Origin of the sequence: Hydrogenobacter sp. (assembly GCA_041287335.1) — a bacterium.
In the GTDB taxonomy this organism is placed as follows: Bacteria; Aquificota; Aquificia; order Aquificales; family Aquificaceae; genus Hydrogenobacter.
In genome coordinates this window covers 1-24,395 of sequence record JBEULM010000060.1, presented here as the reverse complement: position 1 = coordinate 24,395, position 24,395 = coordinate 1, and the positions used below count along the sequence as shown (strand labels likewise).

The following is a 24,395-nucleotide window of genomic DNA, read 5'->3' as shown; positions in this document are numbered from 1 at the left end:
ACGAATGATGTTAATGTACCGTGTGGAATTTAAATCGTACGTGGATTTGGCAAACTCCCGTGGTAAAGCAATGTTGTTAATGTACCGTGTGGAATTTAAATGACTTTCTTATGAGGATAGAGTTTTTCTAAGAGAAAGTTGTTAATGTACCGTGTGGAATTTAAATAGCGAAGCTCCCAGTCCAGCCCCAAGCGCACCGATTATGTTGTTAATGTATCGTGTGGAATTTAAATCTCCTTGCAAGAGGCTACTGAAATTCTTAATCTTAGGTTGTTAATGTACCGTGTGGAATTTAAATTCACTACGTGAAGCGCTCAAATACATGGACGAAACAGGTTGTTAATGTACCGTGTGGAATTTAAATTTTTAAAGGAGGAGAGCATGGGAACGTATAAGCTTTAGTTGTTAATGTACCGTGTGGAATTTAAATCATACTGAATTGCATTGCTTTTTGCAGTGCGTCGTACAGTTGTTAATGTACCGTGTGGAATTTAAATAGGGGGAAACACGATGATTTGATTGATGCTTTAGCCTAGTTGTTAATGTACCGTGTGGAATTTAAATCTGGCGTCAGCTGGCGCCAGGTGGAAACAGCAACATCGTTGTTAATGTACCGTGTGGAATTTAAATGTGTTCAACAAAAGAGCCGCATCCCACATTGCCATACAGTTGTTAATGTACCGTGTGGAATTTAAATCTCTAAAGCTCTCAGGAAGACTTGACTATCCACCTGTGTTGTTAATGTACCGTGTGGAATTTAAATTAATCTCCCCTAAGTTGTAAAGCCCGAAGATAATACTGTGTTGTTAATGTACCGTGTGGAATTTAAATCTCCTCCAGAGCTTTGTCAGATAAGGCAGAATTTACAGTTGTTAATGTACCGTGTGGAATTTAAATGTGGCTGTTTTGTATAAACAGGCTCCTGTGTAAGGGGTTGTTAATGTACCGTGTGGAATTTAAATATAAAATACATATTCCCTGTCCTTGAATATGATCCTCGTTGTTAATGTACCGTGTGGAGTTGAAACGTGAGGGTTAAAGTGTTATAATAAAAGAAGGCACGGGGTAAGCCACTAAGGGAAGAGCATCACTGGAAAGCAAGCGTTCTGCCCCGTGCCTATAATCCATAATGCTTCTGAAAAACCTATCACCAAAGGATACATGCAGGTTGCTAATGTACCGTGTGGAATTTAAACTGCTTCCGAGAGAGCTGTAAGGTTATGCCTTACAACTTGTTGCTAATGTATCGTGTGGAATGAAGTGCAATAAAGTTATATTGTTTCAAATTCATCTTTGGGTGGTCTTAGAAGTAAAGATTTAACTACACTTTTGAGATCTTCACCTTCTACTACTATCTTGTAAACAGCCTCGGAAATAGGTGCGTATACGTCTAAATGATCAGATAATTTCTTTACAGCTTTTACTGTATACGCTCCTTCAACTACTTGCCCTATCTCCTCAAAAGCCTTTTGAGGTGGTGTGCCTTTACCGATCATAAAACCAAAAGTTCTGTTTCTTGATTGGGTTGAGCTTGCTGTTAAAAAGAGGTCTCCCATACCGGAAAGTCCGTAAAAGGTCTCTCTCTTTGCTCCTACCTTTACACCTATCCTTACCATCTCGGTAAGCCCTCTTGTCATTAAGGAAGCTCTTGCGTTTTCACCGTATCCTAATCCATCGGATATACCACAGGCAATAGCAATAACGTTCTTCAAAGCTCCTCCAAGTTCAACACCAACTATATCTGTGGATAGATAGATCCTGAAGTTTTCTGAAAAGAAAATGTCCCTTATCTTCCTAATCTGCTCATGATCCTCACCGGCGAGAACGAGTGCTGTAGGCAACCCCTTTGAGACTTCCGAGGCAAAGGAAGGACCAGAAAGACAGAATACCTGTGCCGAGTTATGTATTTCTTTTATTATTTGCGACACCCTTTTGTATGTTCCTATCTCCAGCCCCTTTGATGCGGATATTACCTTCTTTTTGGATAAGTCTAAGCGCCCTATAATCTCTCTGATAGCTTGAACAGGAAGAGCTATAAGCACATAGTTTGAGTATTTCTCAATATCTTCCAAATAATGCGTAGCCCTGACATTTTTCAGACTTATACCTTCTATGTATGGGTGTATTCCCTCATTGATAAGCTTTACTACACTCTCATTTCTATCGTAAACGAGAATTTCATGTCCCAATCTTCCAAGATGGCAAGATAATGCCACGCCCCACCTTCCACCACCGAGTAGTGAGATTTTCATCAAACAGTATTATAGTATTATTTTATGCGATTTGTAGTAAGGCTGAGATCGGAAACCGAAGCTGACATACCCATAGATTACAGAAGAAGATTTATCTCACTTCTCAAGTATATATTTGGTAATCAGGAATTTGAAAGAAAAGAGACGAGACCTTATACCTTTGCCGTTTACTTTGGAAAGGTGAAAATAGAAGAAGAGTTCATAAAGGGTGTAAGTTTTATAAACTTCAGATTCTCTACCGGTAATCCTATTGTTGCAAGCCTCTTTTACAACGGTATTTTAAAATTGAAAAAAGAAAACTATAACCACTCCATAGGTACGGGAAAATTTAAAGTGGAGAAACTGGATCTGGAAAGGCAGACGGAATTAACCGGTAAGTTTAAAACTCTTTCTCCCGTAATTGTGGAGAGAATAGGTTACAAAAACAGAAAAAATCCTGAGGAAAGGTATGTCGTGCCGGGAGATGATACCTTTGGAGAATCGTTAATAGAAAATACAGTGAGGAGATATCAAGCTTTAACCGGTACCTATCCCAGATGTTCCAAGTTTTCCCTAAACCCTGTATGGTATAAGGTGGAATTTATAAAGCATTATGGAGGATATCTAAAAGGCTTTATGGGAGAATTTGAACTTGATACGAATAGTCGGGATATGATAGAGTTTGTCTATAAGTATGGGCTTGGAATGAGAACAGGTCAAGGTTTTGGTTTCTTGAGTGCCTTGAAATGAATGTAGTGATCACGGGAGGAAGCAAAGGTATAGGAAGAGCCACGGTGATAAGATTTATAAAAGATGGTCATAAGGTCTGTACATGTTCAAGAAGCGAGGAGGGTCTGAAAACTCTTTGGGAAGAATTTGGACATACTGGAAAGCTTTTTCTAAAAAGGTGTGATGTTTCCGAAAGATCGTCCGCAAAGGAGTTTGTATATTTTTGCGCTGAGAAGCTGGGCGGTTTTGATGTGCTTATCAACAATGCAGGTATTTTGGGAGTGAGAGAAAGTATACAGAATTATCCAGAGGACATTTGGGAGGAAGTTATAAGGACTAACATAAACGGTACATTTTATGTAACCAAGTACGCATTAACTTTTATGAAAGAGAGAGGAGTAATAATAAACTTTTCCTCGGGGGTAGGCAAAAGACCTGCTCCTTACTGGGGTGCTTACGCAGTCTCTAAGTTTGGTATAGAAGGTTTTTCCCTTTTATTGGCACATGAGCTGAAAGACAGAGGTATAAGGGTTTACGCTTTTAATCCTGGTGCTACAAGAACACAGATGAGATCAAGCGCATACCCTCAAGAAGATCCAATGAGTCTTAAACCTCCAGAAAAAGTGGCAGATTTCATAATTAGGCTTATAAATTCACATCTACCTTCTGGATCTGTTGATTATCAGGAGTAAAAAACCTACTATCTGAAGAATACCAGTAATTACGAAGGTTAATACAAGGGTAAAGATTGTCGCATCAAACCAAAACCTCATAGGATATACACGAAGAAGCATGTCTGTATCTCTAAAGCGCCAGGAATAGGGTCCAAATACGTAATTGTGAAATGTTGTAAAAAGCCAATCGTAATCTACGAAAGATAATAAAATAAAAAAGATACCTATTCCATACACAATTAAACTGGAAAGTAAGAGCATCCAACCGATACGCCTCACACTGCGGAGTGAAAGTAGTAATATTAACATCACTGGAGTAAGGGCATAAAGAAGGGAAAAAAGAAACGAGAGAAGCTTCTTTACATCCTGCATGTGTTTTATCTCTCTATTCCCAAAAAGCCCTGAAGCTTTAAATTCCTTCATACCGCTATCTGAAAGGACTGCTCTAAGCCCGAGCTTTGCTATTTGGAGTCTCAGTTCATTGCTAAGCCCCCACCTATCTTTAGGAAAGTCATCTTTTGAGTACTCCCACTCAACGAAAAATTCTGTAAAGGCAAGTCTAACAGAAAGCAGTACGATCACTACAGGAAAGAGTACTAAGATAAGCGTTTTTCTCACCAACTTATTTGTATCCTCTTATTTGGGTATCCCCTTTGTGACAAGCTATGCACGACTTTTGCTCTCCAACGACCTTTACAAGACCAAAACTTTCAGCTATTGTCTGATGTCTGGAGTGAATCTCTTCAAGAGGTTTGAACTTTCTCATCTGGGGTATACCTATACCCTGATGACACTGATAGCATGTGAACATAGCCTTTTGCCAAAGCTCTAAAGCTTTTTCCTTTTGACCATTCTCAAGAGCTTTGGGTAGTTCCGAGTATAGTATAGCATTTCTCGTTTTTACTACGTTTTTTATATCCTCACTCCAGCTTGCAACCATGGGAACAGCTAAGGACATATTTTTCCCGCAAGCTGATACACCTGCAGGGCTTTTCAAAACTCTTAAAGCTGCATCAAACTCCCCTTTTTCTATATAACCCCTGAGAGCTACAAAAGAAAAGAAGGTTCTGTAAGCACCAACTTTAAAGTTCAATCTCACATCGGAAAGATACTTTATCGCCTTTATCACATCTTCATTGTCTTTTCCTACGATAAGCATTATATTTTTGCCATCTTGCTGAACTACTTGAATAGTTGGCTCTGCGGTGGAAATGCCAAGCCTCTTGACTATATCATTGTTTATACCTACTACTATGATATTTTTATAATCAACATTTTTTAGCTGTTTGTCACTCACAAAAAGCGGAGGCATTTTTGACATCTTTACCTCATCAACGCCAAAGCCTATATCATCCGTCCACTGACCCAGGTAGTATGCTATCTTTCCCGCTTGAGCTATAACGCGTGGATCTTCTTCCGCACCATAAACTATCAAGACATTTGGAACTGCAACATTTTTGAGAGTTGCGGGAGTCCCTGACCAAACATTTGAGTACGTTATGTAAGGAAATAATCTATCGGCAAAGTCCGGTTTTATAATAGGCTGAGCTAAAGCCAGATTCACTACAAAGAGCAAGGATGTAGCTCTCATGATCACTGCCTCCTGAGTTTATTATAGCTTAAGTTTCCATTTCCTTTCTTAGCTGTCTTTCAAGAAATGTCAACATGTATCTGAACTTCCTATCTTCTTTAATTTTCTCTTCCACTTTTTTTACCGAGTATATGGCTGAAGTGTGGTCTCTCTTGCCAAAGTACCTGCTTATTTCTACGTAAGATACACCCAAAACTACTTTACACAGATACATGGCTATCTGTCTTGCATTTATTATCCTCCTTTCTTTGCTCTCCTTTTTTATATCTTCCGGTCTTAGTTTAAAGTGCTTTGCGGTAAACTCTACCACAAAACGTATATCTTTGCCCTTTTCTTCCTTTTGGTTTTCTTTTATTCCCACCACCTTTAATGTTCTTATGGCACCTTCTATCTCCCTAACGTTGTAGCCCGTGTTCTCAAAGATGTATCTTATTACTTTATCGTCAAGAGGCATGCCGTAAAGGATCAACTTCTGCTTTATTATAGAAAGCTTCGTTTCATCATCCAGTCCTATCTCTATGACGAGACCACCCTCAAACCTGCTTATGAGTCTATCAGAAATGTCCTTTAAGTCTTTGGGGTGTCTATCACTTACCAAAACTATCTGCTTGTCTTTTGAATACATATTCTCAAAGATTCTGAAGAGTTCTATTTGAGTTCTCTCTTTTCCGCTTAAAAACTGCACATCGTCAAGAAGCAGTATATCAACGCTTGAATACTTTCCCCTGAAAGCTTCTATCTGCCCATTTTTTAAGTACGCTATCATCTCATCGGAAAAGTCGCTTATAGGGGAGTATATAACCTTATAGCCGTGAGCCTTTGCCATGTTACCTATAGCATGTAAAAGGTGTGTTTTACCGAGCCCCACGTTCCCATAAATGAAAAGGGGATTGAAGGAGGTCCCCGGATAGCGACCCACTTCTGTACAAACTTTATAAACTAACTCGTTAGCTTTTCCTACCACAAAGTTATCAAAGTTATACCTTTCTATAAGGTTACTTGGATAGTTTTCCCTCTCCTTTTCTTCTGCACTTCTTACCTCTATGCTCTTTCCGTAATTGAATACCCTACTTTTTATGTACTCCACAGCCCACTTCTTATAGGCTTCTGTGGGAGCGATCAGGATCACTTTATCGCTTCTTTCCTCTATCCTGAACTGACGGAATATCCCAACTGCAAATTTGTCTGTCTGCTCAATGAAGACCAAAAAATCCTGCCTCTCCATATGCTCCTCTTTCCCTTTTTTAATTACCTATATTAAGACACTCTTCTAAAGGTGACTCAACAGAAAAGTTTTGTAATCACAGGGTTTTACGAATGGTTTTATAAGTCACCTCCTCATTGAGAAAATCCTTTAAATAGACTAAAAAACTCTTCCGGAGAGAGTCTTTCAAAATTTCTTATTTCAAGGTTTTCCTCAAGGTGTCTTAATTTGCTCATCCCAACAAGGGCGGTACCTACCCCAGGCGTACTGAGAACAAACTGTAAAGACGCAAGCACGTCAGAACTTACCTTCAGTTTTTCCTTCAGGGCTTGCGGTACCCTACCTATAACTCTACCTTGATAGATACTCGCACTTGTATAAACGTATAAACCAAGCTCCTTACAAGCTTCTATGCTTGAAAGTTTCTTACCGTTCAGTTCTTGATTCTTTAAGGTAAATGCTTCTGGCATACCCAAATTATAAGGGAGCTGTATAAATCTAAAGTGGTGATCCTCTCCAGCTACATCCACAGCTATCTTTAAAAGCTCCGAAAGATTGAGATACTGCCTACTTGTTGGAGCTACCCTAAAACCGCTCCAGGTGGCAAGCCCATAATACCTTATTCTCCCTACCTTAACCTGAGATTCAAGGTATTCAAAGCACTCTCTTATCTTTCTGTTAAAACTTTCCCTACTGAAAAAGCTTAGCTGTTCTTCCGGATTGTGTAAAAAGTATATATCCACATGGTCCGTACGCATATTTTCAAGGCTTTTTTCCAGACACCAATTAATAAATTTTGCCGAAAGGTAATGTCCTTGAGGTGTCATCTCCTCAAGTTTTATGATGCCAGTGTTTACGAAGTTCTCATAAAAATAATCCTTCGGATCAGCACCCGAATCTATATCGTAAGGCACGTATCCTCCCTTTGTAGATATAACGAGGGATCCCTTTCCAAGTTCTTTGACAATGCTACCTATGTCTCTTTCGCTTTTCATGTATCTGTAAACTATAGCGGTGTCTACTACATTCACACCTTTAGCCAGCGCTCCTTTTATGACCTCTATGTATTCTTTGGATGTTTTATCATCTGGCTCACCAAGATAAGTACCTACACCAAGTTCCGAAAGCTCAAAATCAAGAAAATGTTTTTTCATATTTACCTTGTTTACCAAAACCACCAAAAAGTTAATGGTGGTTCTGGGCTGGAGCATTTATATCCCGCCCTTTTTTAGGCTGGCTCAGACCCCAGCAGGCGGCATTTGAGCCAGCCACAACCTCACTATATTATCTTACCCTTTGGAACTTTTATGTTTACCTCCTATCAAGGCTTTTGTATATATCACCTAAATATAGCTTATAGTAAAGCGGTCTTCCGTGAGGGCATACTTCCCTGTTTTCAAGGTTCATCCATGCTTGCACGAGCTTTAGAGCTTCTTCCTTTGATATGCGTTCTCCAGCTTTGAGAGAAGCCCTGCACGATGCTGACGCATCACGGGTATTTTCGTATGTCATGCTTTCAGACAAAAGGTGTTGATCAAAAAAGTATATGTAATCTCCGATCCGTGCAAGTATAAGCGTGCTATCTATGATACCAATTATTTCAGGGGTCGGGTTGTAAGTCTTTGTATCCTGGGCAAGTACAAAGGGGTACCAAACTTCCTTCTTAAAAATTTCCCTTATCATCTCCTTGATGAGATTTTCCTTGTATATTCTCACCTCCCTCTTTTTGGGGTGGACATTTACGTCTACCATGTAAGAAGGCAAATCTATATAACACACGCATATCTTTTTATAGCCTACAGCTTTCCTTATATACTCTATGAGATTTCTGTTTTGAACGGGTCTTGAATTAACGAAGATGTATATTTCTCCCCGTAAACTCTGTAATGATGTGTATACGCTCACTGTCACACTTTCTTTTGTGATCTTTCTATCCTCGAACTTTTGTCTAAAAAGCATCTGTACTCTTTCCTTCCTGTCTTCTGAAGGGTAAAGATCAAAAATTTTCCTACCGTTTGAATGCAATGTAAAATGTACATCCCATCTTGAAAGAGCATACTCCTTCAAAAGCTTGATTATTCTGTTTCTTTCGGTATCCTCTTTTTTCAAAAACTTGAGTCTCACCGGGAGGTTGTAAAAGAGGTCATAAACCTCCACGCACGTACCTGTTTGCATACCTATCTCACGCTTATCCAATACCTTACCACCTTCCACCTCCATTCTTACACCCGTGTCATCCTGAAAGAATCTTGATTTTATAATCATCCTGCTCACAGTAGCTATGGAGTGCAGTGCCTCTCCCCTAAAACCGAAAGACTTTATGTGCATAAGGTCACTAACATCCTTTATTTTGCTGGTTGACCATCTTTGTATGACCCTTTCCATATCTTCTTTGTGTATACCTGTGCCGTTATCTTTCACACTTATATATCTTTTACCACCTTTTAGTATTTCCACATCTACCCTCGAGCTATTTGCATCAAGAGCATTTTCCACAAGCTCCTTCACACAATCAACGGGACTTTCTATCACCTCACCGGCTGATATCTTTTCCCTAACTTCCAAAGGGAGTGTATGAACAAACATATCTAATAAAATATTAAGATAACGCTAAGAGATAAAAGGTGAAGTGTATCTTGACAAAAAAATTTTGAGACTGTATATTAATTCCATAACTTTTTAGGAGGTTAGAGATGAACCTGGAAGAGGTAAAACCTGGTACTCAAGTCATGATACAGGATCTCGTAGGAAAACAGGATGTGTTGAGGAGAGTAGAAGCTATGGGGTTGAGACGTGGAAAGAGGGTTGAGGTACTCCAAAGCCTTGGTAGAACTATATTACTTAAACTTAACAACTCAAGACTTGTAATAAGTAAGGATATTGCCAGAAACATATCTGTAAAATGAAGATTTTATCAAAAACGCTTAAGGTTGCCCTTGCAGGTAACCCTAATGTAGGTAAGACGAGCTTACTTAACCATCTGGTAGGTACAACCCTCAAGGTAGGAAACTGGCCAGGTGTTACTGTTGAGAAGAGAGAAGGCAAAGCTACATATAACGATTATACGCTGATCCTGGTTGATCTACCGGGTATATACACATTAGAACCCATTTCGGAGGATGAGCTTATAGCTTACAAATTTCTCACTTATGATGAGCCGGATGTTATCGTAAATGTTATAGAAACTCCAAATATGGAGAGGGATCTTCTTTTAACCGTTGAACTTCTTGAGTTTGGTATACCGATGGTGGTAGCTTTGAATATGATGGATGAAGCTCAAAAGCTCGGTATAGAGATAGATACAGGTAGACTTGAGGAGCTTTTAGGTGTCAAGGTAGTAAAAACCAACGGAAGGACAGGTGCAGGTGTAAAAGACATCTTATCAGCTATCGTGGAGATTTACGAAAAGAGTATGAAACCTAAGCAGGTGCGGTATTCGGAAGATCTTGAAAGCCTCATTGACAGTTTGAAAGATGGAACATCAGAATCAAAGCATCACCTTATAAAAAAACTCCTCTCCAACAGGGAATATACGCAAAAGATTGAAAGGCTTTACGGAAAGCCCGCTTACGATGTATTAAAAGAAAACAGATTCGCCTTCGCTCACGGTCTTTACAACGAGGTAGTAAAAAGAAAGCATATCACTTCAACTGACCTCACTTCTCTTTTGGATAAATTCTTACTCCATCCTTATATAGGTACATTTACCTTTCTTCTTGTTATGTTCTTTCTCTTTAAGATCTCCTTTGATTTCTCAAAACCGTTCATGGACTGGCTTGACGGTTTTTTAAATAACTTTCTCTCTCCTCTGGTAAAGATGTGGCTTGAAGAATCTGGAATTTCAGACTGGGTAGTGAAGTTTGTTTCAGAAGCTCTTATAGGAGGTGTGGGCTTCGTCCTGACTTTTACTCCGTTGATAGCCACTATATATTTGATACTCTCCTTTCTTGAATTTACCGGATATCTCCCGAGGATAGCTTTTCTTATGGATAGGTTCATGCACAGGCTGGGGCTTCACGGTAAGAGTGTAATACCCTTACTTTTGGGTTTTGGGTGTAATGTACCTGCCATAGTGGCGACGAGAACTATGGAAAGCAGAAGGGATAAACTTCTGGTTATAGCCATGATACCTTTTATGAGTTGTCCAGCGAGGCTTGTTGTTTTTTCTTTTTTTGCGGTAACCTTTTTCAAAAACCCCGCTATAGTGATCTTTCTACTTTATTTAATGGGTGTGGCGGTTGCACTCTTTACTGCTATACTCCTCAGAAAGACTGTCTTTGCAGGAGGTCTTTATCACTTTGTGATGGAACTCCCTCCTTACCGTCTTCCAACTTTGAGACTGTTACTCAGGATAGTTTGGGTGTACCTTAGGGACTTTTTGTACAGAGCAGGCACGCTCATATTTGCGGTTTCTGTAGTTATATGGCTTAGCATGAATATTCCTCCTGGAGTGACAAAAGCAGAAGATAGTCTCGCCGGAAAGATAGGACAGCTTATTACTCCACTGTTTGAGCCTATAGGTATAAATGACTGGAGGATATCTACATCACTAATTCCTGCCTTCCTTGCAAGGGAGATAGTTCTCAGCTCCATGGCAACCATATATACAGCACAAGACAAAAGCAGTAAAGAGTTTTTACCTGATCAAGAAGCAAAGAAACAGCTCTTTGCTTTAGGAAGTGCTGTAAAGGAAGCTTTTTCTTCGCTTATTGATCCTCTCCCGAAAACCTTTGAGGTCTCTGAAGAGTATACGCCACTCAGAAGTGCTATATCAAAGAGTTTGAACGGAGCAAGCGCCCTATCATTTATGATATTCATTCTCATTTATACCTCCTGTCTTGGAACAGTTGCGGTTATGTGGAGAGAAGCTGGTAAAAAATTTGCGCTTAGCTTTCTTGCCTATAGTTTTGTTTTGGCTTGGCTTACAGCCTTTTTGATTTATAAAATAGGGAGTCTAATATGAGCTGGTTGGGAATAATTTTGCTTTTTCTTTTGGCTTCCATCCTCTTTTTTTTGTGGAGGAAAAATAAAAAAAGTTGCTGTCAAAATTAGCGCTATCTTTTTATGCCTGCTGACAGCTCTGTAATTGGTAGTATTACACTGAAAACTACAAAAGCAACGAGAAGACCAATGACAAGCATGGACAAGGGTTCTGCAAACCTTATCCAAAAGCTTATTACTCTCATTGCTTGCTTATCATATAGTTCTTCAAGTAATGATAGCATCTTTTCAAGCTCACTACCCTTCTCACCCGTGCTTACAAAGTTGATAAAAAGTGGTGGGAAGATACCTGTACTTTTTAACACTTCTGATAGGCTCTTGCCCTTAAAAAGCTCCTCCTCAATACCTTCCACACTTTTTCTCATGTAAAGGTTAGTCAAACTTCCCCTGCTTAAAGAAAGTGCCTTTACCAAAGGTATACCTGAAAGGAGAGCCATACGCAAGCTTCCTGCAAATCGAGACAGGTTAAAGTAATAAGACACCTTTCCAAAGATAGGTATTTTCAAAAAAAGTGCATCTATCTTTTCCCTACCTGAGGCTTTTATTCCAAAAAAGAGAAGGGCGATCGCAAAGGGCGAAAGATAAAATAGATAGCCTATGATCTTGGAAATAAACAAAAGCATCTTTGTTACCAAAGGTAGATCTTTGCCAAAACTTGCAAGCACACTCGCAATTTTCGGCACCACAAACTTTATTACTACTATGACCGAGAGGAAACTCATAACTATCACAAAGGTGGGATAAGTCAGAGAAGAGATTATTCTCGCCCTAACATCGGATATTCTCTGTAAGAAATTTCCAGCTATATTGAAGATCTCCTCAAGATTTTCGCCCCTTTCCGCCACCTTAATCATCTCCACGAGAAAATCCGGGAATATCTCAGCATTTTTAAAAGCTAAAGGAAGCGGTTCACCTCTCTCTATGGACTCCTTTATGGAAGCTATCGCTTCGGAAAGTCTTTTGTCTTGTGTCTGTTCACGGAGTACTTCAAGTGCTTTTGTGAGATTCAATCCGGACGATAAAAGGAGTGAAAGCTGTAAAAGTGCAAAAGACAGGTCTTCCTGAGAGGGCTTTCTCTTTATTATCTCTCTGCTCAGTATGTTCTTCTTCTCTTCCTCAATCTTGATGGGTTTTATACCTTGGGAAATCAAAAGCCTGTACGCAGAATTTATATCCGAAGCATCAATTTTGCCTCTTCTTAATTTGCCATCTTTGTCAATACCCGTGTATAGCAAAGCCATTAATCAACCCAGTAGTTAGGTGCTTCCTTGGTTATCACAACGTCATGAACGTGTGATTCTCTATATCCTGCGTAAGTTATCTTCACAAACTTAGCTTTCTCCCTAAGCTCTTTTATGTTATTGGCACCAACGTAACCCATACCCGAGCGAATTCCTCCTACGAGTTGGAACATGATATCACTGAGTCTACCTTTATAAGGTACCCTACCTTCTATACCTTCTGGAACAAACTTCTCCATGCTTTCCTGCCCATACCTATCGCTTGAGAACCTGCTCATCATAGCACCCAGTGATCCCATCCCCCTGTATACCTTGTAGGCTCTGCCTTGATAATATATGGTCTCACCGGGAGCTTCCTCAGTTCCTGCGAGGAGATTCCCAAGCATGACCGCACTCGCACCTGCAGCAAGAGCTTTGACTATATCACCCGAATACCTTATGCCTCCATCCGCTATTATGGGGATACCATGATCTTTAGCTTCCTGATAAGCCCACATTATGGCTGTTATCTGTGGAACACCAACCCCCGCAACTACCCTCGTGGTACATATAGAACCTGGACCTACGCCAACTTTTACGGCGTCAGCACCGGCTTTTATAAGATCCCTTACCCCTTCTGCGGTTGCCACATTTCCAGCTATTACATCCACATGAGGATAGTTGGACTTTATCATTTCAACTGTTTCCAAAACTCTCTTTGAGTGCCCATGGGCTGTATCCACTACGATCACATCAACGTGAGCATAAACCAGGGCTTCAACACGCCTTGTAGTGTCAGGTCCTGTGCCAACAGCTGCACCTACCCTAAGCCTTCCTATCTCATCCTTACAGGCGTTAGGATACTTTTTCCTCTTTACTATGTCTTTTATAGTTATAAGCCCGCGCAATCTCCCTTCTTTGTCCACTATAGGGAGTTTTTCCACTTTGTGCCTTTGGAGTATCTCTTCTGCTTCCTCAAGGGTCACCCTTTCCTGAGCTGTTATTAATCCTTCCTTCGTCATAAAGAGGGAGACAGGTTTGTCATAATCCGTAGATTTTAAAAAGCGAAGATCCCTGTTGGTAAGAATACCAACAAGCATACCGCTACCGTCAACCACAGGTACACCGGAGATCTTATACCTTTCCATAATTTGCATAGCTTCTCTGACAGTGTTGTTAGGGTGGACAGTTATAGGTTGGAGTATCATCCCACTTTCGGATTTTTTTACCTTCTGTACTTCCTCAGCTTGCTTTTCTATCGGCATATTTCTGTGGATTATACCTATACCACCTTCTCTAGCGAGAGCTATAGCGAGCCTTGACTCGGTGACAGTATCCATAGCAGCGGAAACTATAGGGATGTTTAATTTTATCCTCTTTGTAAGATGAGTAGATACATCAACCTCATGAGGAAGCACCTCGGAGTATTGGGGAACCAAAAGTACATCATCAAAAGTGTAACCTTCAGAAAACTGCTCAGCCTCCATATATTAATTATACTATCTATTATCCCTTTATAAGCTTTTTAAGTATTGCAAATCTCGTATCTCCCTTACTTTCTTCCTTCAAAGGAATTCCTTTACACTGGGGATCGCAGAGTGGTTTGGTGGGTACGCTAAGTATAATCTGTTCCCTTACGAGATTTACAAGATTAAAGCTCTCTTCATCTTCAAAGAAAGACACATCAAGATCCTTAGGTTTTATGTGAACTATGTCCCTCATAGGGTAAGGTTCTATCCTCACATCTTCCGAAAGACTCATTTCCCTAACAAACGGAGAGAGACATCTACTACACTCAAGTGTGATGTTACCTTCTATCTCCATGTGAACGTGGTAACCTCCCTTTTCTTTTGTTATTTCTACGTAAACATTTACCGGATCTTTTAACTCTCCCATGTCCGCAGGCAAGCTCAACTCCTTTGGTGATAATCTGTAAAAGCCTGTAAATCTCGCCCTTCTTTTAAATATTTCCTTTAGATTAAGTGTAACCATAATGGTTTAAAATACTTCTACATACGGAAAATTCAAGGAGGTTTCCTATGAACATAGTGGCTATAGGAGGAGGTACGGGACTTTCAAGTTTACTCAGAGGTCTTAAAAAAGAGGTAGGAGAAAGGGTAAAGAGTTTATCCGCTATAGTTACCGTTGCGGACAGCGGTGGAAGTACGGGGAGACTTAGGAAAGTGTACAATTTACCTGCTCCAGGAGATATAAGAAACTGCATAGTGGCACTCTCAGAAAGTGAACAGATCATGCAACAGCTATTTCAGTACAGATTTAAAGGTGAAGAACTGGAAGGACACGCATTTGGAAATCTCTTCCTAATAGCGCTCACAGACATCACAGGAAGCTTTATGATGTCTATAAAGATAGCATCTCAGATCTTGAGAACTAAGGGAGACATCATCCCGGCGACCGTTGACGATGTTCAGTTATGTGCCGAGTTTTCAGATGGTGTGGTGGTAGTAGGTGAAGAGGAAATAACAAACTACGGCAGAGAAAGAAAAGTGAGAATTGAAAGGATATGGATAGAACCTGAGGATACGCTCACACCTATCGATGCCATAGGGAGGATAGAATCTGCTGATATGATAACTTTCGGTCCGGGAAGCCTTTACACTAGTGTGATCCCAAACCTCCTCATAAGGGATATAAAGGAGGCTGTAGAGAGATCAAGCGCCCTAAAGGTTTTTATAGTTAACGCTATGACACAACCCGGTGAAACTGACGGATTTACCGCTTATGACCATCTTACTACCTTCCTGAAACATTCAGGTATAAAAAGGGTGGATGCGGTGGTAGTGAACACAAAGATGCCATCAAACTCTCTTCTCAAGAGGTATTTAGATGAGGGACAGGAACCTGTAATACCGGATGTTGCGAGGATAGCAAAGGAAGGATTTAACGTTTATGCTGAGGATCTCATAGGTGAGAAGGAAGACTTTGTAAGACACGATCCGGACAGGCTTGCGGACCTTCTTATGAGAGTTTATTACAACTATGCCATTCTTCCTTAATTTTAATACTTCAAGTATGCCCGAGGAAAAAGTAGAGGTACTCGTATGCGGTAGCGGTATAGGAGGGCTCACAACAGCTATAACCTTAAAGGAACTTGGGATAAAACCGGTGATCCTTACAAGAGGTAGGGGAAACACTTACTACTCTCAGGGAGGTATAGCCTCTGCGATTCATCCAAAAGATAGCAGTTTTTCGCACTTTATGGATACGCAAAGGGCAGGAAGAGGTCTGTGTAATGAAAAAGCTCTTAGCATACTTGTTGATGAAGGCATTCAGAGGATATCGGATTTGGAAAGATGGGGTGTGGAGTTTGACAAATACGGAGAGTTTTACGAGACAACCTTAGAAGGTGGACATTCCTTTCCAAGGGTACTGAAAGTGAAGGATTACACTGGAAAAGCCATATACGAGGCATTACTTAAAAAGGCTCAGGAACTTGATATCCCCATAATTTCAGGTGAGCTTGAGGAGGTGATAGCTAACGAGAAATTGCACGGCATTTTATATTACGATGGGGATTTGAGATTTTTAAGGGTAAAGGTGCTTGTGCTTGCTACTGGAGGAGCTTCAAGTATGTTTCTCCATACGTCAAACCCGGTAAAAGTGAGGGGGGATGCCATAGGTATAGCCTTAAGATGCGGTATGAATGTAAAAAATCCAGAGTTTGTCCAGTTCCACCCTACGGTGGTTGAAGGTACAAACTTACTCATATCTGAAGCTGTAAGGGGAGAGGGTGCCTTACTCGTAGATGACAGTGGTGAGAGATTCATAAACGAGCTTGAACCCAGAGATGTGGTAGCAAGAGCCATATACAGAAAAATCAAAGAAGGAAGAAAAGTCTTCATAGATATGAGACCAGTAGCCAAAGGTGGTAAAAATCTGTATGAGAGGTTTCCCACCATAATGGGATTTTTAAAAGGTATGGGAATAAATCCAAAGAAGGATCTCGTACCTGTAGTCCCCGCTGCCCACTACTTTATAGGAGGTATAGAGGTTGATCTATATGGTAGAACACACCTTCAGGGTGTTTATGCTGTAGGTGAGTGTGCCTGTAGCGGAGTTCACGGAGCTAATCGCCTCGCTTCCAATTCCCTTTTAGAAGGTGTTGTGTTTGGATACAGAACTGCCTACAGGGTGTATTATGACATGAAGTTTCTATCTTTTAGCTTTTTAAACTTTAAAAGTGAAAGGAGCGGATCTCTTAAACCTCCATACAGCTTTGAGGATTTGAGAAAGCTCATGTGGGAGATGTGCGGAGTTGAAAGGGAGGAAGGTGAACTTGCAGAGGCCATAAGGAGGCTAAAGAGCTGGATAACTGACTATAACAAATGGGAAGCTACAGTACATAATAGAGAACTTCTTGACATAAGTTTGGTGGCGCTTTCTACACTCAAAGCTGCATTGATAAGAAAGGAAAGCAGAGGGGTACACTACAGAAGAGACTTCCCTTATGAGAGGGAAGAATTCAGAAGGGACAGCTTTATAAGACTTGAAGAACTACTTGAGTTCTAATTTCTGTGAAGGTGATACATAAATTACGCACTCATCACGCACGATACTTTCAAGCTCCGTATGTGTAAGCGTCAGAACTAAAACTTTTCCGCTTTCGGCTTTAACCTTGTATAGCTTTTTCAATTGCTGTACGCAGTTAGTATCTTTCACAAGTACTTTAAAGTCCCTTTCACCTTCGTAACCTCTCGTGTATAGGTCCCCGGCTCTTGAATCAAGTTTTTTTACCATATTAGCACACGCCAGCACACCAAACAGCGCAAAAACTATCAAGTATCTCACACAGAAATTATAAACCCCAAAGAGTGGATGTGCTATACTTACAAACTATGCTTCAGGAAATTATTGCTACTGGCTTCTTCGTAGGTAGGTTCAGGTACGCTCCCGGTAGTGTAGGTACTCTCTTAGGTATTCCCTTAGTGTATCTCTTTGCCATCAAATGGTGGCTTGTTTTATTCTTGGGTGTAGTTCTTTACTTGCTGGGGGTTTGGGCATCGGGATATGTAGTAGAAGTTACAAAAGATAGAGATCCAGAAGATGTAGTAATTGACGAGATTTTGGGATACTTCTTGTCTTTTGTGTTTGTAGAACCGACCTTCAAATCCATGATTGTAGGTTTCTTAACCTTTCGCCTACTTGACATCCTTAAGCCTTATCCTATTAATCTTTTTGAGAGATTACCAAAAGGTCACGGTGTGATGGCTGATGATACGATCGCAGGTCTATTAAATGCTGTCTTTCTGTTTTTTCTCTTCCATTAACTGAATATACTTAGATCCAGCAAGAAGTGCGGTGAAAGATAAATTTATCCATATAAAAAACAGAAGCACGGAACCCATAAAACCATAAAGAGGGTTTAACGTGACGAACTTGACGACAAAGAGGGAAAAGATTTTATTGAGTAAGATCAAGCTGAGTGATGTAAAGGTTGCACCAGCACATATATCCCTAAAAGCGTATTTCTTGGGCAGGAATAAAGCGTATATGAAAAGAGCAAGAATCCAGAGGGAAAAGAAATTTATGATATAAAAAAAGTGGGTTGTGTAACTGCCAACGTGGGTTTTAAAAAAGGAACCTATGAGGAATAGGAGGGAGAGGGTTAGCGTATAAATGATTATGAGTGCAGGTGTCTTTATCCAAAAGACCCATTCTTTTTCTGAGTATGCCTCTGATAGTATGTAAAGAAAAGCTCTGTGGAGACTTTTGGAAAAACCTACAGAAAAAAAGTAGGCAAGTAGTAAGGATACAGCTGAACCCGAAGCTCTGTGTTGGTAAACTTTCAGTATCTCAAGGATAACCTTTTCGGTCTGTTCAGGAAAGAGTAAAACCGCGTAACTTATGAGCTTATTAAAATCAAAGAAAGGTAAAAAAGAAGCGAAAAAACTTGAAAACATCAGGAGGGATCCCAATATCATAGTAAAGCTGTAAGTTAATGAAGATGCATGATAAGCGTAGCCTTCGTTTATAGATGCGTAAAGTGCATAAAAAATACACTTTACACCGTCAAATATCCTTGATTTCATACTCCACCCTTTCTCCAAAAGGACTTCTGAAGATGAATCTATCACCGTCTCTCTCAAGTACGTAGTTGGGGATCAGGGGGACTTTACCTTTACCTCCCGGTAGATCAACAGCATAGGTGGGTATACCCATCCCGGATATCCTCCCTCTGAGGTACTCCATGATCTCAATCCCTTTGTCTATACTTGTTCTGAAATGGATAGCACCTTTTACAGGATCGCAGTGAAAAAGGTACTGGGGTTTTACCTTTATCCTGAGAAGCTTTCTGAAAAGTTCAAGCATTGTATGCGGATCGTCGTTCACACCTTTTAAAAGAACCGTTTGATTGTTTACGGGTATACCTCTTCTGAGTAACTTTTCAACAGCCTCCTGGGACTCTGGTGTTATTTCCTTAGGGTGATTAAAGTGTGTATTTATCCATATAGGTGAGTATTTCTCCAAAATATCAAGTAGCGTGTTGTCAAAGAATCGCTGAGGAGCAAGGACTAAAAGCCTCGTTCCAAAACGTACAATTTCCACATGCTTTATCTTCCTGAGCTCGGAAAGTATATAGTTGAGCTTTTCGTAACTCAAAGATAGTGGCTCACCACCTGAGATAAGCACGTCCCTTATTTCCTCGTGCTTTCTTATGTAGTCTATCATAGCTTTTAGCTCCTCTTTTGTCCTTGAGCGTTCACCTTGTACGAATATCCTCTTTCTCATACAGTGTCTGCAGTAAACAGCACAAAAAGTGGTAACATTCAAAAGAACGCGATCTTCGTACCTGTGAGTCAGTCCGGGTAATGAGCCTTCCTCCCTAAAAGGATCAGGCTCCCCCAGGCTTTGAAGCTTTTCATCTACCTCTACAGCACGCGGTATGCATTGAAGCCTTACCGGATCGTTTGGATCTTCAGGATCTATTAGTGAAAAGTAATGTGGGGTTATGGCTAATGGATATATACCCTTTGTCCTTTCTATACCCTCTACTTCTTCCGGAAGAAGCTTTATATATCTTTCTATCTCTTCCTTAGTCTTTATCCGGTTTTTTATCTGCCAGCTATAGTCTCTCCACAGTTTTATTGGTACATTTTCAAAAAATCTCCTCATGGAAAGCATTATATTATTATGTGATGGATCGCATATTTGTGTGGGGGCTTAACTTTAAAACCGCACCCATTGAATACAGAGAAAGGCTCGCATGTAGTAAAGATGAAATACCCTATCTTCTTACCGCATTGAAAACGCTCAGGGGTGTAGAAGAGCTTGTTATACTTTCAACCTGTAACAGAGTAGAAATTTATGTTGTTGCGGAAGATTCTTGGGTAATCAAAGATATGGCTGAAAACTTACTTGAATTAAAGGGCGTAAATCAGAATGTAAAAAGGTACGCCTTCTTTCTGCAGGGAAGGGAAGCTGTATTTCATATATTTAAGGTTGCATCAAGCCTTGATTCCATGGTCATAGGTGAAACGCAGATAACATCACAGTTTAAAGAGGCGTTTCGGACCGCTAAGGAGGCAGGTACCGTAGGGAAGATACTCAATAGACTTTACGAAAAATCTCTCAGGACAGCAAAGCGGGTGAGGACACAGACAGGTATAAGTAGAAATGCTGTGTCAGTTAGTTACGTAGCTGTTGAGCTGGCAAAGAAGATATTTGGTGATCTAAGAAAGGCAAAAGTGCTTCTTGTAGGTACTGGTGAAATGGGTGAACTTTCCGCAAGGTATTTAAAAAAGCTACAAGCAAGTCTCTTTATAACAAACAGAACTTATGAAAGGGCTGTGGACCTGGCTCAGAAACTTGAAGGGCATGCCTTAAGGTTTGAGAGCCTTGATGAGTACCTTCACGAGTTTGATATAGTGATCCTATCTACAAGTTCAAAGGAAGCGGTTTTGAAAAAAGATACAGTTAAAAGAGCTATAAAGGTAAGGAACTACAAGCCCATGTTCATTATAGATATATCCGTACCGAGAAATGCAGATCCTTCCATCAATGACCTTGACGAGGTCTTCCTATACAACATCGATGACCTAAGAAGCATAGCAGAGAAGAATCTGTCTGAGCGGTTAAAAGAAAAAGAGAAAGGTGAGATCATAGTATGGGATGAAGTAGAAAAGTTCACAAAATGGCTTGAACTACTCCAAGTAGAAAACTACATCATAAAAATAAAAGAAAAATGGAGTGCTGTGGAAGCCAGAGAACCTGCGGTAAGGAAGCTCATCCACTCAGTTATAGAAGAGATAAGAAAGCAACCCCCCTTAGCGGAAAAATTGTTTAAAATATTCGTCCAGGAGGTAGATAATGGAGACGCGTTCAGAGGGCTACCCTATGTCTATAACAGAGCTGATGGAACTTGAATCCGAGTATTCCATAAAGGCTTACATACTTATAAAAGCTGACCCAAGAGAGATACCCTCAATAATGCTCGCACTTTCCACTTTTGAAGGTGTAAAGACAGCGGATGTGGTTACAGGTCCGTACGACATAATAGTCTTTGCAGAACTTCGTAATCAGGATGAACTTGGCAAGCTCGTAATAAATAAGATACACTCTTTGGAAGGGGTTAGAGAAGCTCTAACCTGTGTTGTGGTTAAGATATGAAGTATCCAGAGGTTTTGGAGTACGAAGACCGCATAGTGGTTTTATATTCAAGTGAAGAGCCATATTACAACGAAGAAGATGATGGTGTTATCCTCTACTATTCAAAGAGGGGAAACATAGTCAAGATTGTAATAAAGAAAGATGAGAAACACCACATTATATACTTCTGAATGCCTTTTTATAGAGGGTGGGCAAAGATTAAAAGGTAGTGTGCGCATATCAGGTTCTAAAAATGCATCCCTGCCTGTGATGATGAGTAGCTTGTTAACGGATCAGGTGTGTGAAATACACGAAGTTCCTCATCTTCTTGATGTAGAAAGTACCATTGAACTCTTGCAAGTGTTAGGTGTTGATGTAAGTTATGACGGAGGGTGTGTTAGGATAGATCCTTCAAAAGTGAATAGTTTCGTTGCACCTGATAACATAGTGAGAAGGATGAGGGCTTCAGTACTCGCAATGGGTCCACTTTTGGCAAGGTTTGGTAGAGCTGTGGTTGCCATGCCTGGTGGATGCTCCATAGGTGTAAGAGCTATAGACCAGCACATTAAAGTCTTTGAGAAAGGTGGAACTTTTGTTAGAGTGGAACACGGTTATATACACCTTGAGGTGGAGAGGATAAAGCCTGTCGAGTACACCTTTGAGGTTGTTACAGTTACGGGAACAGAAAATGCACTTATGTTTCTTAGCAGGTGTGAAAAGAGAAGTATTCTCAGAAACATAGCCGTAGAGCCTGAGGTTATAGACCTCGTAGAAGTTTTGAAAAGTATGGGTGTAAGCATAGAAATAGAAGGAAGAACAGCCATAATTAAAGGTAATGCTGAACTCAAGGGTTTTGATCATAAAGTGATACCTGATAGGATAGAGGCAGGTACTTTTTTAGTAGCAGGTTTCATGACAGGGGGAGATATAGAACTTGAAAATGTGCGCGTTGAACATTTAGGTAGCGTAATAGAGAAGATCAGGGAAGCTGGAGCTTGCGTTGAGATCCTTGCACCAGATAAATTGAGAGTTAGATCAGAAGGGGATGGCATAAGACCCATTTCCATTTCTACATCGGAGTATCCTGGCTTTCCTACCGATATGCAGGCTCAGTTTATGTCTATGTGCTGTATAGCCCGAGGTTCTTCAGAGATAACGGAGAATATTTTTGAAAATAGATTTCAGCATGTGGCTGAGCTTCAGAGGATGGGTGCTGACATACACGTAAAGGGTAGAACAGCCTTTATAAGAGGAGTTAAGAAGCTTACCGGTGCAGAGGTTTTCTCAACGGATCTGAGAGCTTCGGCAAGCCTTGTACTTGCAGGTTTAGTTGCCGAAGGTAGAACCATCGTAAGAGAGATATATCACTTAGACAGGGGATACGAAAAGCTTGATGAGAAGTTAAAAGGCTTAGGGGCGCTGATACAAAGGCGCCCCACTTTTGATATTACTTAATTTCTATCTTTCTTTCCTTTGAAACCTCAGCCTTTGGAAGCCTTATTTCCAAAACACCATCTTTGAACTCAGCTTTTACTTGTTCCGCCTTTACCTCAGCAGGTAGGGTTAACACTCTCTCAAACTTTCCGTAAACTCTCTCAACTCTGTGAAGGGCTTCAGTTTTCTCTTCGCGTTCTTCTTTTTTTTCTCCTTTAATCTGTAACACGTTATCTTTTATACTGACCTCAATATTCTCCTTTTTTACACCGGGCAGTTCAGCTTTGACAACAATCTCATTATCCGTTTCATACATTTCAACAGCCGGTGCAAAAGCTCTTTCCACTTCCTCTCCAGGCCACAGCTCCTCAAGGAGTCTGTCAAACTCCCTTCTTATTCTTTCAAGCTCGGCAAAGGGACTCCACAGCATTAAACCTCTTCTCATGACCCTCACCTCGCTTTCCAAACACCGGCCGGCGTTCGGGCTGGGGTATTTATATACCGCCTTTTTATGCTGTCCCTTCCCCAGCGGGCGGTATTGGGACAGCGTATATTTTTTAATATATTGAACTGTCTTATGCTGTCAAGTCTTCAAAGGAAAGCACGACAGTGCCTGCCTTCATCATTTGACCAATAGCTCTGTCCGTGTCGCCTGCGTTTACATCTACACCTTTGATAGCGTCAATGAGAAGAAAAGTCTGATAGCCTAAATTGATTGCTCCTATCACCGTATTCTTTACGCAGTAATCTGTTGCCACACCCCCTACAAAAACTCTTTTTACGTTCCTCTCCCTTAAAAGACTTTCCAGCAAGGTACCTTGAAATCCAGAATAAGCGTCAAAATCCTTACTCGTTCCTTTGGAAATTATAAACTTGTTATCCTTAGGTATGATCAGGTCCTTGTGGAACTTAGCTCCTTCTGTGTCCTGTACGCAGTGAGGTGGCCATATACCGCCGTTGTCTTTAAAAGATATGTGATCAACCGGATGCCAGTCTCTTGTAAAATAAACTGGAAGACCCATTGAAGAGAAGGTATCTATGTAGGCATTGAGCTTAGGTACTATCTTGTCAGCGTCCGGTACAGGCAAAGCTCCCCACGGCATAAAGTCATTTTGCATATCTACTACTATCAAAGCGTCTCTCTCTGTTAGCTTCACCTTCATAGCTTTTACCTCCTTTCAGATCATAACCTCTATTTCTTCTTTTAATTTAATTTCCTCAAGGCTAACCGTACATGTATAAGCTTTCACCTTGTGACCTTTGCTTACAAAAAGTCTCAATTTTTCCGCAAAAGTAGGGTCAGTATCTTTATTGGGAGAAAAAACCCGAGCGTCCTCCCTTTGGACAACAAAAATCAACTTAGGTACGTATTCTGGATAAAGCCTCATTAAAAGCTCTATGTGTTTAACTCCTCTTTGTGTAGGAGCATCAGGGAAGAGCGCTACACCTTCCCTTACTAAGTTCACGGATTTTACTTCTATTAGCTCTCTTCCTACAAGAATGTCAAATCTGCTGTTTCCTATCCTTGGTTCGTAAAGTATGCTACCGGTATAAATAGCCTCTGCATAAAGCTTGGGCGCTATTTGTGCATCAAGACATACTAAAATCCCTTCACCATATTCTGCCAAAACAAGCTCATAGTTGTATTTACCTCTACTCTTATGCTTTACGTATACAGAACTTCCCTCCTTTAAAAGCTCACTC

General features: G+C 40.5%; 27 protein-coding genes and 1 CRISPR repeat array. Of the genes, 12 read left to right on the top strand and 15 right to left on the bottom strand.

Features of this window, described 5'->3' with window-relative positions:
- Positions 1-6: 6 nt before the first annotated feature.
- Positions 7-1,028: direct repeats of the CRISPR family, unit length 29 nt; unit sequence GTTGTTAATGTACCGTGTGGAATTTAAAT.
- Positions 1,029-1,271: 243 nt separating this feature from the next.
- Positions 1,272-2,252: an NAD(P)H-dependent glycerol-3-phosphate dehydrogenase gene (locus ABWK04_08675; protein ID MEZ0361947.1), complete on the bottom strand. Its 981-nt coding sequence runs from the start codon at positions 2,250-2,252 to the stop codon at positions 1,272-1,274.
- A 24-nt stretch (positions 2,253-2,276) separates the two neighbouring features.
- Here ABWK04_08675 and cas6 point away from each other — a divergent pair, with 24 nt between their 5' ends.
- Complete coding sequence (cas6, locus tag ABWK04_08670; GenBank protein MEZ0361946.1) at positions 2,277-2,981, top strand: CRISPR-associated endoribonuclease Cas6; 705 nt, start codon at positions 2,277-2,279, stop codon at positions 2,979-2,981.
- A complete protein-coding gene (locus ABWK04_08665; protein ID MEZ0361945.1) occupies positions 2,978-3,652 on the top strand; it encodes an SDR family oxidoreductase in 675 nt (224 codons plus the stop codon). Before cas6 ends, ABWK04_08665 begins: the two co-directional genes overlap by 4 nt.
- On the opposite strand, the gene ABWK04_08660 is transcribed toward ABWK04_08665, so the two are convergent.
- The 5 genes from ABWK04_08660 to mutL all read right to left on the bottom strand — a co-directional run bounded on the left by ABWK04_08660 (position 3,620) and on the right by mutL (position 9,015).
- On the bottom strand, positions 3,620-4,252 hold the full coding sequence (locus ABWK04_08660) for a TIGR01906 family membrane protein (GenBank protein MEZ0361944.1): 633 nt from the start codon (positions 4,250-4,252) through the stop codon (positions 3,620-3,622). The genes ABWK04_08665 and ABWK04_08660 overlap by 33 nt on opposite strands.
- A 4-nt stretch (positions 4,253-4,256) precedes the next feature.
- Complete coding sequence (locus ABWK04_08655) at positions 4,257-5,225, bottom strand: cellulose biosynthesis cyclic di-GMP-binding regulatory protein BcsB (protein ID MEZ0361943.1); 969 nt, start codon at positions 5,223-5,225, stop codon at positions 4,257-4,259.
- Between the two features lie 28 nt (positions 5,226-5,253).
- Entirely contained in the window at positions 5,254-6,450 is a 1,197-nt protein-coding gene (locus ABWK04_08650; protein ID MEZ0361942.1) for a chromosomal replication initiator protein DnaA, read from the bottom strand.
- A 113-nt stretch (positions 6,451-6,563) separates the two neighbouring features.
- Complete coding sequence (locus tag ABWK04_08645) at positions 6,564-7,583, bottom strand: aldo/keto reductase (protein MEZ0361941.1); 1,020 nt, start codon at positions 7,581-7,583, stop codon at positions 6,564-6,566.
- Positions 7,584-7,740: 157 nt separating this feature from the next.
- Positions 7,741-9,015: a DNA mismatch repair endonuclease MutL gene (gene mutL, locus ABWK04_08640; protein ID MEZ0361940.1), complete on the bottom strand. Its 1,275-nt coding sequence runs from the start codon at positions 9,013-9,015 to the stop codon at positions 7,741-7,743.
- Positions 9,016-9,122: 107 nt separating this feature from the next.
- On the opposite strand from mutL, the gene ABWK04_08635 reads away from it, so the two are divergent.
- The 3 genes from ABWK04_08635 to ABWK04_08625 are packed head-to-tail and all read left to right on the top strand — an operon-like array spanning position 9,123 to position 11,481.
- Complete coding sequence (locus ABWK04_08635; protein ID MEZ0361939.1) at positions 9,123-9,335, top strand: FeoA family protein; 213 nt, start codon at positions 9,123-9,125, stop codon at positions 9,333-9,335.
- A complete protein-coding gene (feoB, locus tag ABWK04_08630) occupies positions 9,332-11,392 on the top strand; it encodes a ferrous iron transport protein B (GenBank protein MEZ0361938.1) in 2,061 nt (686 codons plus the stop codon). Before ABWK04_08635 ends, feoB begins: the two co-directional genes overlap by 4 nt.
- Complete coding sequence (locus ABWK04_08625; GenBank protein ID MEZ0361937.1) at positions 11,389-11,481, top strand: LPXTG cell wall anchor domain-containing protein; 93 nt, start codon at positions 11,389-11,391, stop codon at positions 11,479-11,481. Before feoB ends, ABWK04_08625 begins: the two co-directional genes overlap by 4 nt.
- 2 nt (positions 11,482-11,483) lie before the next feature.
- Here ABWK04_08625 and ABWK04_08620 read toward each other — a convergent pair whose 3' ends face one another.
- From ABWK04_08620 to ABWK04_08610, 3 genes are read right to left on the bottom strand one after another with little or no spacing between them, the layout of a single operon-like run.
- On the bottom strand, positions 11,484-12,671 hold the full coding sequence (locus ABWK04_08620; protein MEZ0361936.1) for a type II secretion system F family protein: 1,188 nt from the start codon (positions 12,669-12,671) through the stop codon (positions 11,484-11,486).
- Entirely contained in the window at positions 12,671-14,137 is a 1,467-nt protein-coding gene (guaB, locus tag ABWK04_08615; GenBank protein ID MEZ0361935.1) for an IMP dehydrogenase, read from the bottom strand. The genes ABWK04_08620 and guaB overlap by 1 nt, the downstream gene beginning before the upstream one ends.
- A 19-nt stretch (positions 14,138-14,156) precedes the next feature.
- Entirely contained in the window at positions 14,157-14,642 is a 486-nt protein-coding gene (locus ABWK04_08610) for a YceD family protein (protein ID MEZ0361934.1), read from the bottom strand.
- 47 nt (positions 14,643-14,689) lie between these two features.
- Between ABWK04_08610 and ABWK04_08605 the strand changes: the two genes are divergently transcribed.
- On the top strand, positions 14,690-15,667 hold the full coding sequence (locus tag ABWK04_08605; protein MEZ0361933.1) for a YvcK family protein: 978 nt from the start codon (positions 14,690-14,692) through the stop codon (positions 15,665-15,667).
- Between the two features lie 16 nt (positions 15,668-15,683).
- Positions 15,684-17,180: an L-aspartate oxidase gene (gene nadB / locus ABWK04_08600; GenBank protein ID MEZ0361932.1), complete on the top strand. Its 1,497-nt coding sequence runs from the start codon at positions 15,684-15,686 to the stop codon at positions 17,178-17,180.
- Here the strand turns inward: nadB and ABWK04_08595 are convergent.
- A complete protein-coding gene (locus ABWK04_08595) occupies positions 17,166-17,459 on the bottom strand; it encodes a hypothetical protein (protein ID MEZ0361931.1) in 294 nt (97 codons plus the stop codon). The two genes, nadB and ABWK04_08595, sit on opposite strands and share 15 nt — an antisense overlap.
- Positions 17,460-17,506: 47 nt before the next feature.
- Here ABWK04_08595 and ABWK04_08590 point away from each other — a divergent pair, with 47 nt between their 5' ends.
- Entirely contained in the window at positions 17,507-17,938 is a 432-nt protein-coding gene (locus ABWK04_08590; protein ID MEZ0361930.1) for a phosphatidylglycerophosphatase A, read from the top strand.
- Here the strand turns inward: ABWK04_08590 and ABWK04_08585 are convergent.
- Both ABWK04_08585 and ABWK04_08580 read right to left on the bottom strand, forming a co-directional pair.
- Complete coding sequence (locus ABWK04_08585) at positions 17,903-18,700, bottom strand: YhjD/YihY/BrkB family envelope integrity protein (GenBank protein ID MEZ0361929.1); 798 nt, start codon at positions 18,698-18,700, stop codon at positions 17,903-17,905. The genes ABWK04_08590 and ABWK04_08585 overlap by 36 nt on opposite strands.
- A complete protein-coding gene (locus ABWK04_08580) occupies positions 18,681-19,784 on the bottom strand; it encodes a KamA family radical SAM protein (protein ID MEZ0361928.1) in 1,104 nt (367 codons plus the stop codon). The genes ABWK04_08585 and ABWK04_08580 overlap by 20 nt, the downstream gene beginning before the upstream one ends.
- A gap of 23 nt (positions 19,785-19,807) precedes the next feature.
- On the opposite strand from ABWK04_08580, the gene hemA reads away from it, so the two are divergent.
- From hemA to murA, 4 genes are read left to right on the top strand one after another with little or no spacing between them, the layout of a single operon-like run.
- Positions 19,808-21,034, top strand: a complete 1,227-nt coding sequence (gene hemA, locus ABWK04_08575; protein ID MEZ0361927.1) for a glutamyl-tRNA reductase — start codon at positions 19,808-19,810, stop codon at positions 21,032-21,034.
- The gene (locus ABWK04_08570) at positions 20,979-21,278 is read left to right on the top strand and encodes an Lrp/AsnC ligand binding domain-containing protein (protein ID MEZ0361926.1); all 300 of its coding nucleotides are present in this window, start codon (positions 20,979-20,981) and stop codon (positions 21,276-21,278) included. The genes hemA and ABWK04_08570 overlap by 56 nt, the downstream gene beginning before the upstream one ends.
- Complete coding sequence (locus ABWK04_08565) at positions 21,275-21,448, top strand: hypothetical protein (GenBank protein MEZ0361925.1); 174 nt, start codon at positions 21,275-21,277, stop codon at positions 21,446-21,448. The genes ABWK04_08570 and ABWK04_08565 overlap by 4 nt, the downstream gene beginning before the upstream one ends.
- Positions 21,420-22,712, top strand: a complete 1,293-nt coding sequence (murA, locus tag ABWK04_08560) for a UDP-N-acetylglucosamine 1-carboxyvinyltransferase (GenBank protein MEZ0361924.1) — start codon at positions 21,420-21,422, stop codon at positions 22,710-22,712. The genes ABWK04_08565 and murA overlap by 29 nt, the downstream gene beginning before the upstream one ends.
- Here murA and ABWK04_08555 read toward each other — a convergent pair.
- The 3 genes from ABWK04_08555 to ABWK04_08545 all read right to left on the bottom strand — a co-directional run.
- The gene (locus ABWK04_08555; GenBank protein MEZ0361923.1) at positions 22,705-23,136 is read right to left on the bottom strand and encodes an Hsp20/alpha crystallin family protein; all 432 of its coding nucleotides are present in this window, start codon (positions 23,134-23,136) and stop codon (positions 22,705-22,707) included. The genes murA and ABWK04_08555 overlap by 8 nt on opposite strands.
- Positions 23,137-23,266: 130 nt before the next feature.
- Positions 23,267-23,854, bottom strand: coding sequence for a nicotinamidase (locus ABWK04_08550; protein ID MEZ0361922.1), 588 nt, complete (start codon positions 23,852-23,854; stop codon positions 23,267-23,269).
- A 15-nt stretch (positions 23,855-23,869) separates the two neighbouring features.
- A partial coding sequence (locus tag ABWK04_08545) for a DNA/RNA nuclease SfsA (protein MEZ0361921.1) occupies positions 23,870-24,395 on the bottom strand: 526 nt, incomplete at its 5' end.

Bases quoted from the DNA above. Each gene is read 5' to 3' on its own strand.
- ABWK04_08675 (MEZ0361947.1), bottom strand. From the start codon at position 2,252: ATGAAAATCTCACTACTCGGTGGTGGAAGGTGGGGCGTGGCATTATCT.
- cas6 (MEZ0361946.1), top strand. From the start codon at position 2,277: ATGCGATTTGTAGTAAGGCTGAGATCGGAAACCGAAGCTGACATACCC.
- ABWK04_08665 (MEZ0361945.1), top strand. From the start codon at position 2,978: ATGAATGTAGTGATCACGGGAGGAAGCAAAGGTATAGGAAGAGCCACG.
- ABWK04_08655 (MEZ0361943.1), bottom strand. From the start codon at position 5,225: ATGAGAGCTACATCCTTGCTCTTTGTAGTGAATCTGGCTTTAGCTCAG.
- ABWK04_08650 (MEZ0361942.1), bottom strand. From the start codon at position 6,450: ATGGAGAGGCAGGATTTTTTGGTCTTCATTGAGCAGACAGACAAATTT.
- ABWK04_08645 (MEZ0361941.1), bottom strand. From the start codon at position 7,583: ATGAAAAAACATTTTCTTGATTTTGAGCTTTCGGAACTTGGTGTAGGT.
- mutL (MEZ0361940.1), bottom strand. From the start codon at position 9,015: ATGTTTGTTCATACACTCCCTTTGGAAGTTAGGGAAAAGATATCAGCC.
- ABWK04_08635 (MEZ0361939.1), top strand. From the start codon at position 9,123: ATGAACCTGGAAGAGGTAAAACCTGGTACTCAAGTCATGATACAGGAT.
- feoB (MEZ0361938.1), top strand. From the start codon at position 9,332: ATGAAGATTTTATCAAAAACGCTTAAGGTTGCCCTTGCAGGTAACCCT.
- ABWK04_08625 (MEZ0361937.1), top strand. From the start codon at position 11,389: ATGAGCTGGTTGGGAATAATTTTGCTTTTTCTTTTGGCTTCCATCCTC.
- ABWK04_08620 (MEZ0361936.1), bottom strand. From the start codon at position 12,671: ATGGCTTTGCTATACACGGGTATTGACAAAGATGGCAAATTAAGAAGA.
- guaB (MEZ0361935.1), bottom strand. From the start codon at position 14,137: ATGGAGGCTGAGCAGTTTTCTGAAGGTTACACTTTTGATGATGTACTT.
- ABWK04_08610 (MEZ0361934.1), bottom strand. From the start codon at position 14,642: ATGGTTACACTTAATCTAAAGGAAATATTTAAAAGAAGGGCGAGATTT.
- ABWK04_08605 (MEZ0361933.1), top strand. From the start codon at position 14,690: ATGAACATAGTGGCTATAGGAGGAGGTACGGGACTTTCAAGTTTACTC.
- nadB (MEZ0361932.1), top strand. From the start codon at position 15,684: ATGCCCGAGGAAAAAGTAGAGGTACTCGTATGCGGTAGCGGTATAGGA.
- ABWK04_08590 (MEZ0361930.1), top strand. From the start codon at position 17,507: ATGCTTCAGGAAATTATTGCTACTGGCTTCTTCGTAGGTAGGTTCAGG.
- ABWK04_08585 (MEZ0361929.1), bottom strand. From the start codon at position 18,700: ATGAAATCAAGGATATTTGACGGTGTAAAGTGTATTTTTTATGCACTT.
- ABWK04_08580 (MEZ0361928.1), bottom strand. From the start codon at position 19,784: ATGAGGAGATTTTTTGAAAATGTACCAATAAAACTGTGGAGAGACTAT.
- hemA (MEZ0361927.1), top strand. From the start codon at position 19,808: ATGGATCGCATATTTGTGTGGGGGCTTAACTTTAAAACCGCACCCATT.
- ABWK04_08570 (MEZ0361926.1), top strand. From the start codon at position 20,979: ATGGAGACGCGTTCAGAGGGCTACCCTATGTCTATAACAGAGCTGATG.
- ABWK04_08565 (MEZ0361925.1), top strand. From the start codon at position 21,275: ATGAAGTATCCAGAGGTTTTGGAGTACGAAGACCGCATAGTGGTTTTA.
- murA (MEZ0361924.1), top strand. From the start codon at position 21,420: ATGAGAAACACCACATTATATACTTCTGAATGCCTTTTTATAGAGGGT.
- ABWK04_08555 (MEZ0361923.1), bottom strand. From the start codon at position 23,136: ATGAGAAGAGGTTTAATGCTGTGGAGTCCCTTTGCCGAGCTTGAAAGA.
- ABWK04_08550 (MEZ0361922.1), bottom strand. From the start codon at position 23,854: ATGAAGGTGAAGCTAACAGAGAGAGACGCTTTGATAGTAGTAGATATG.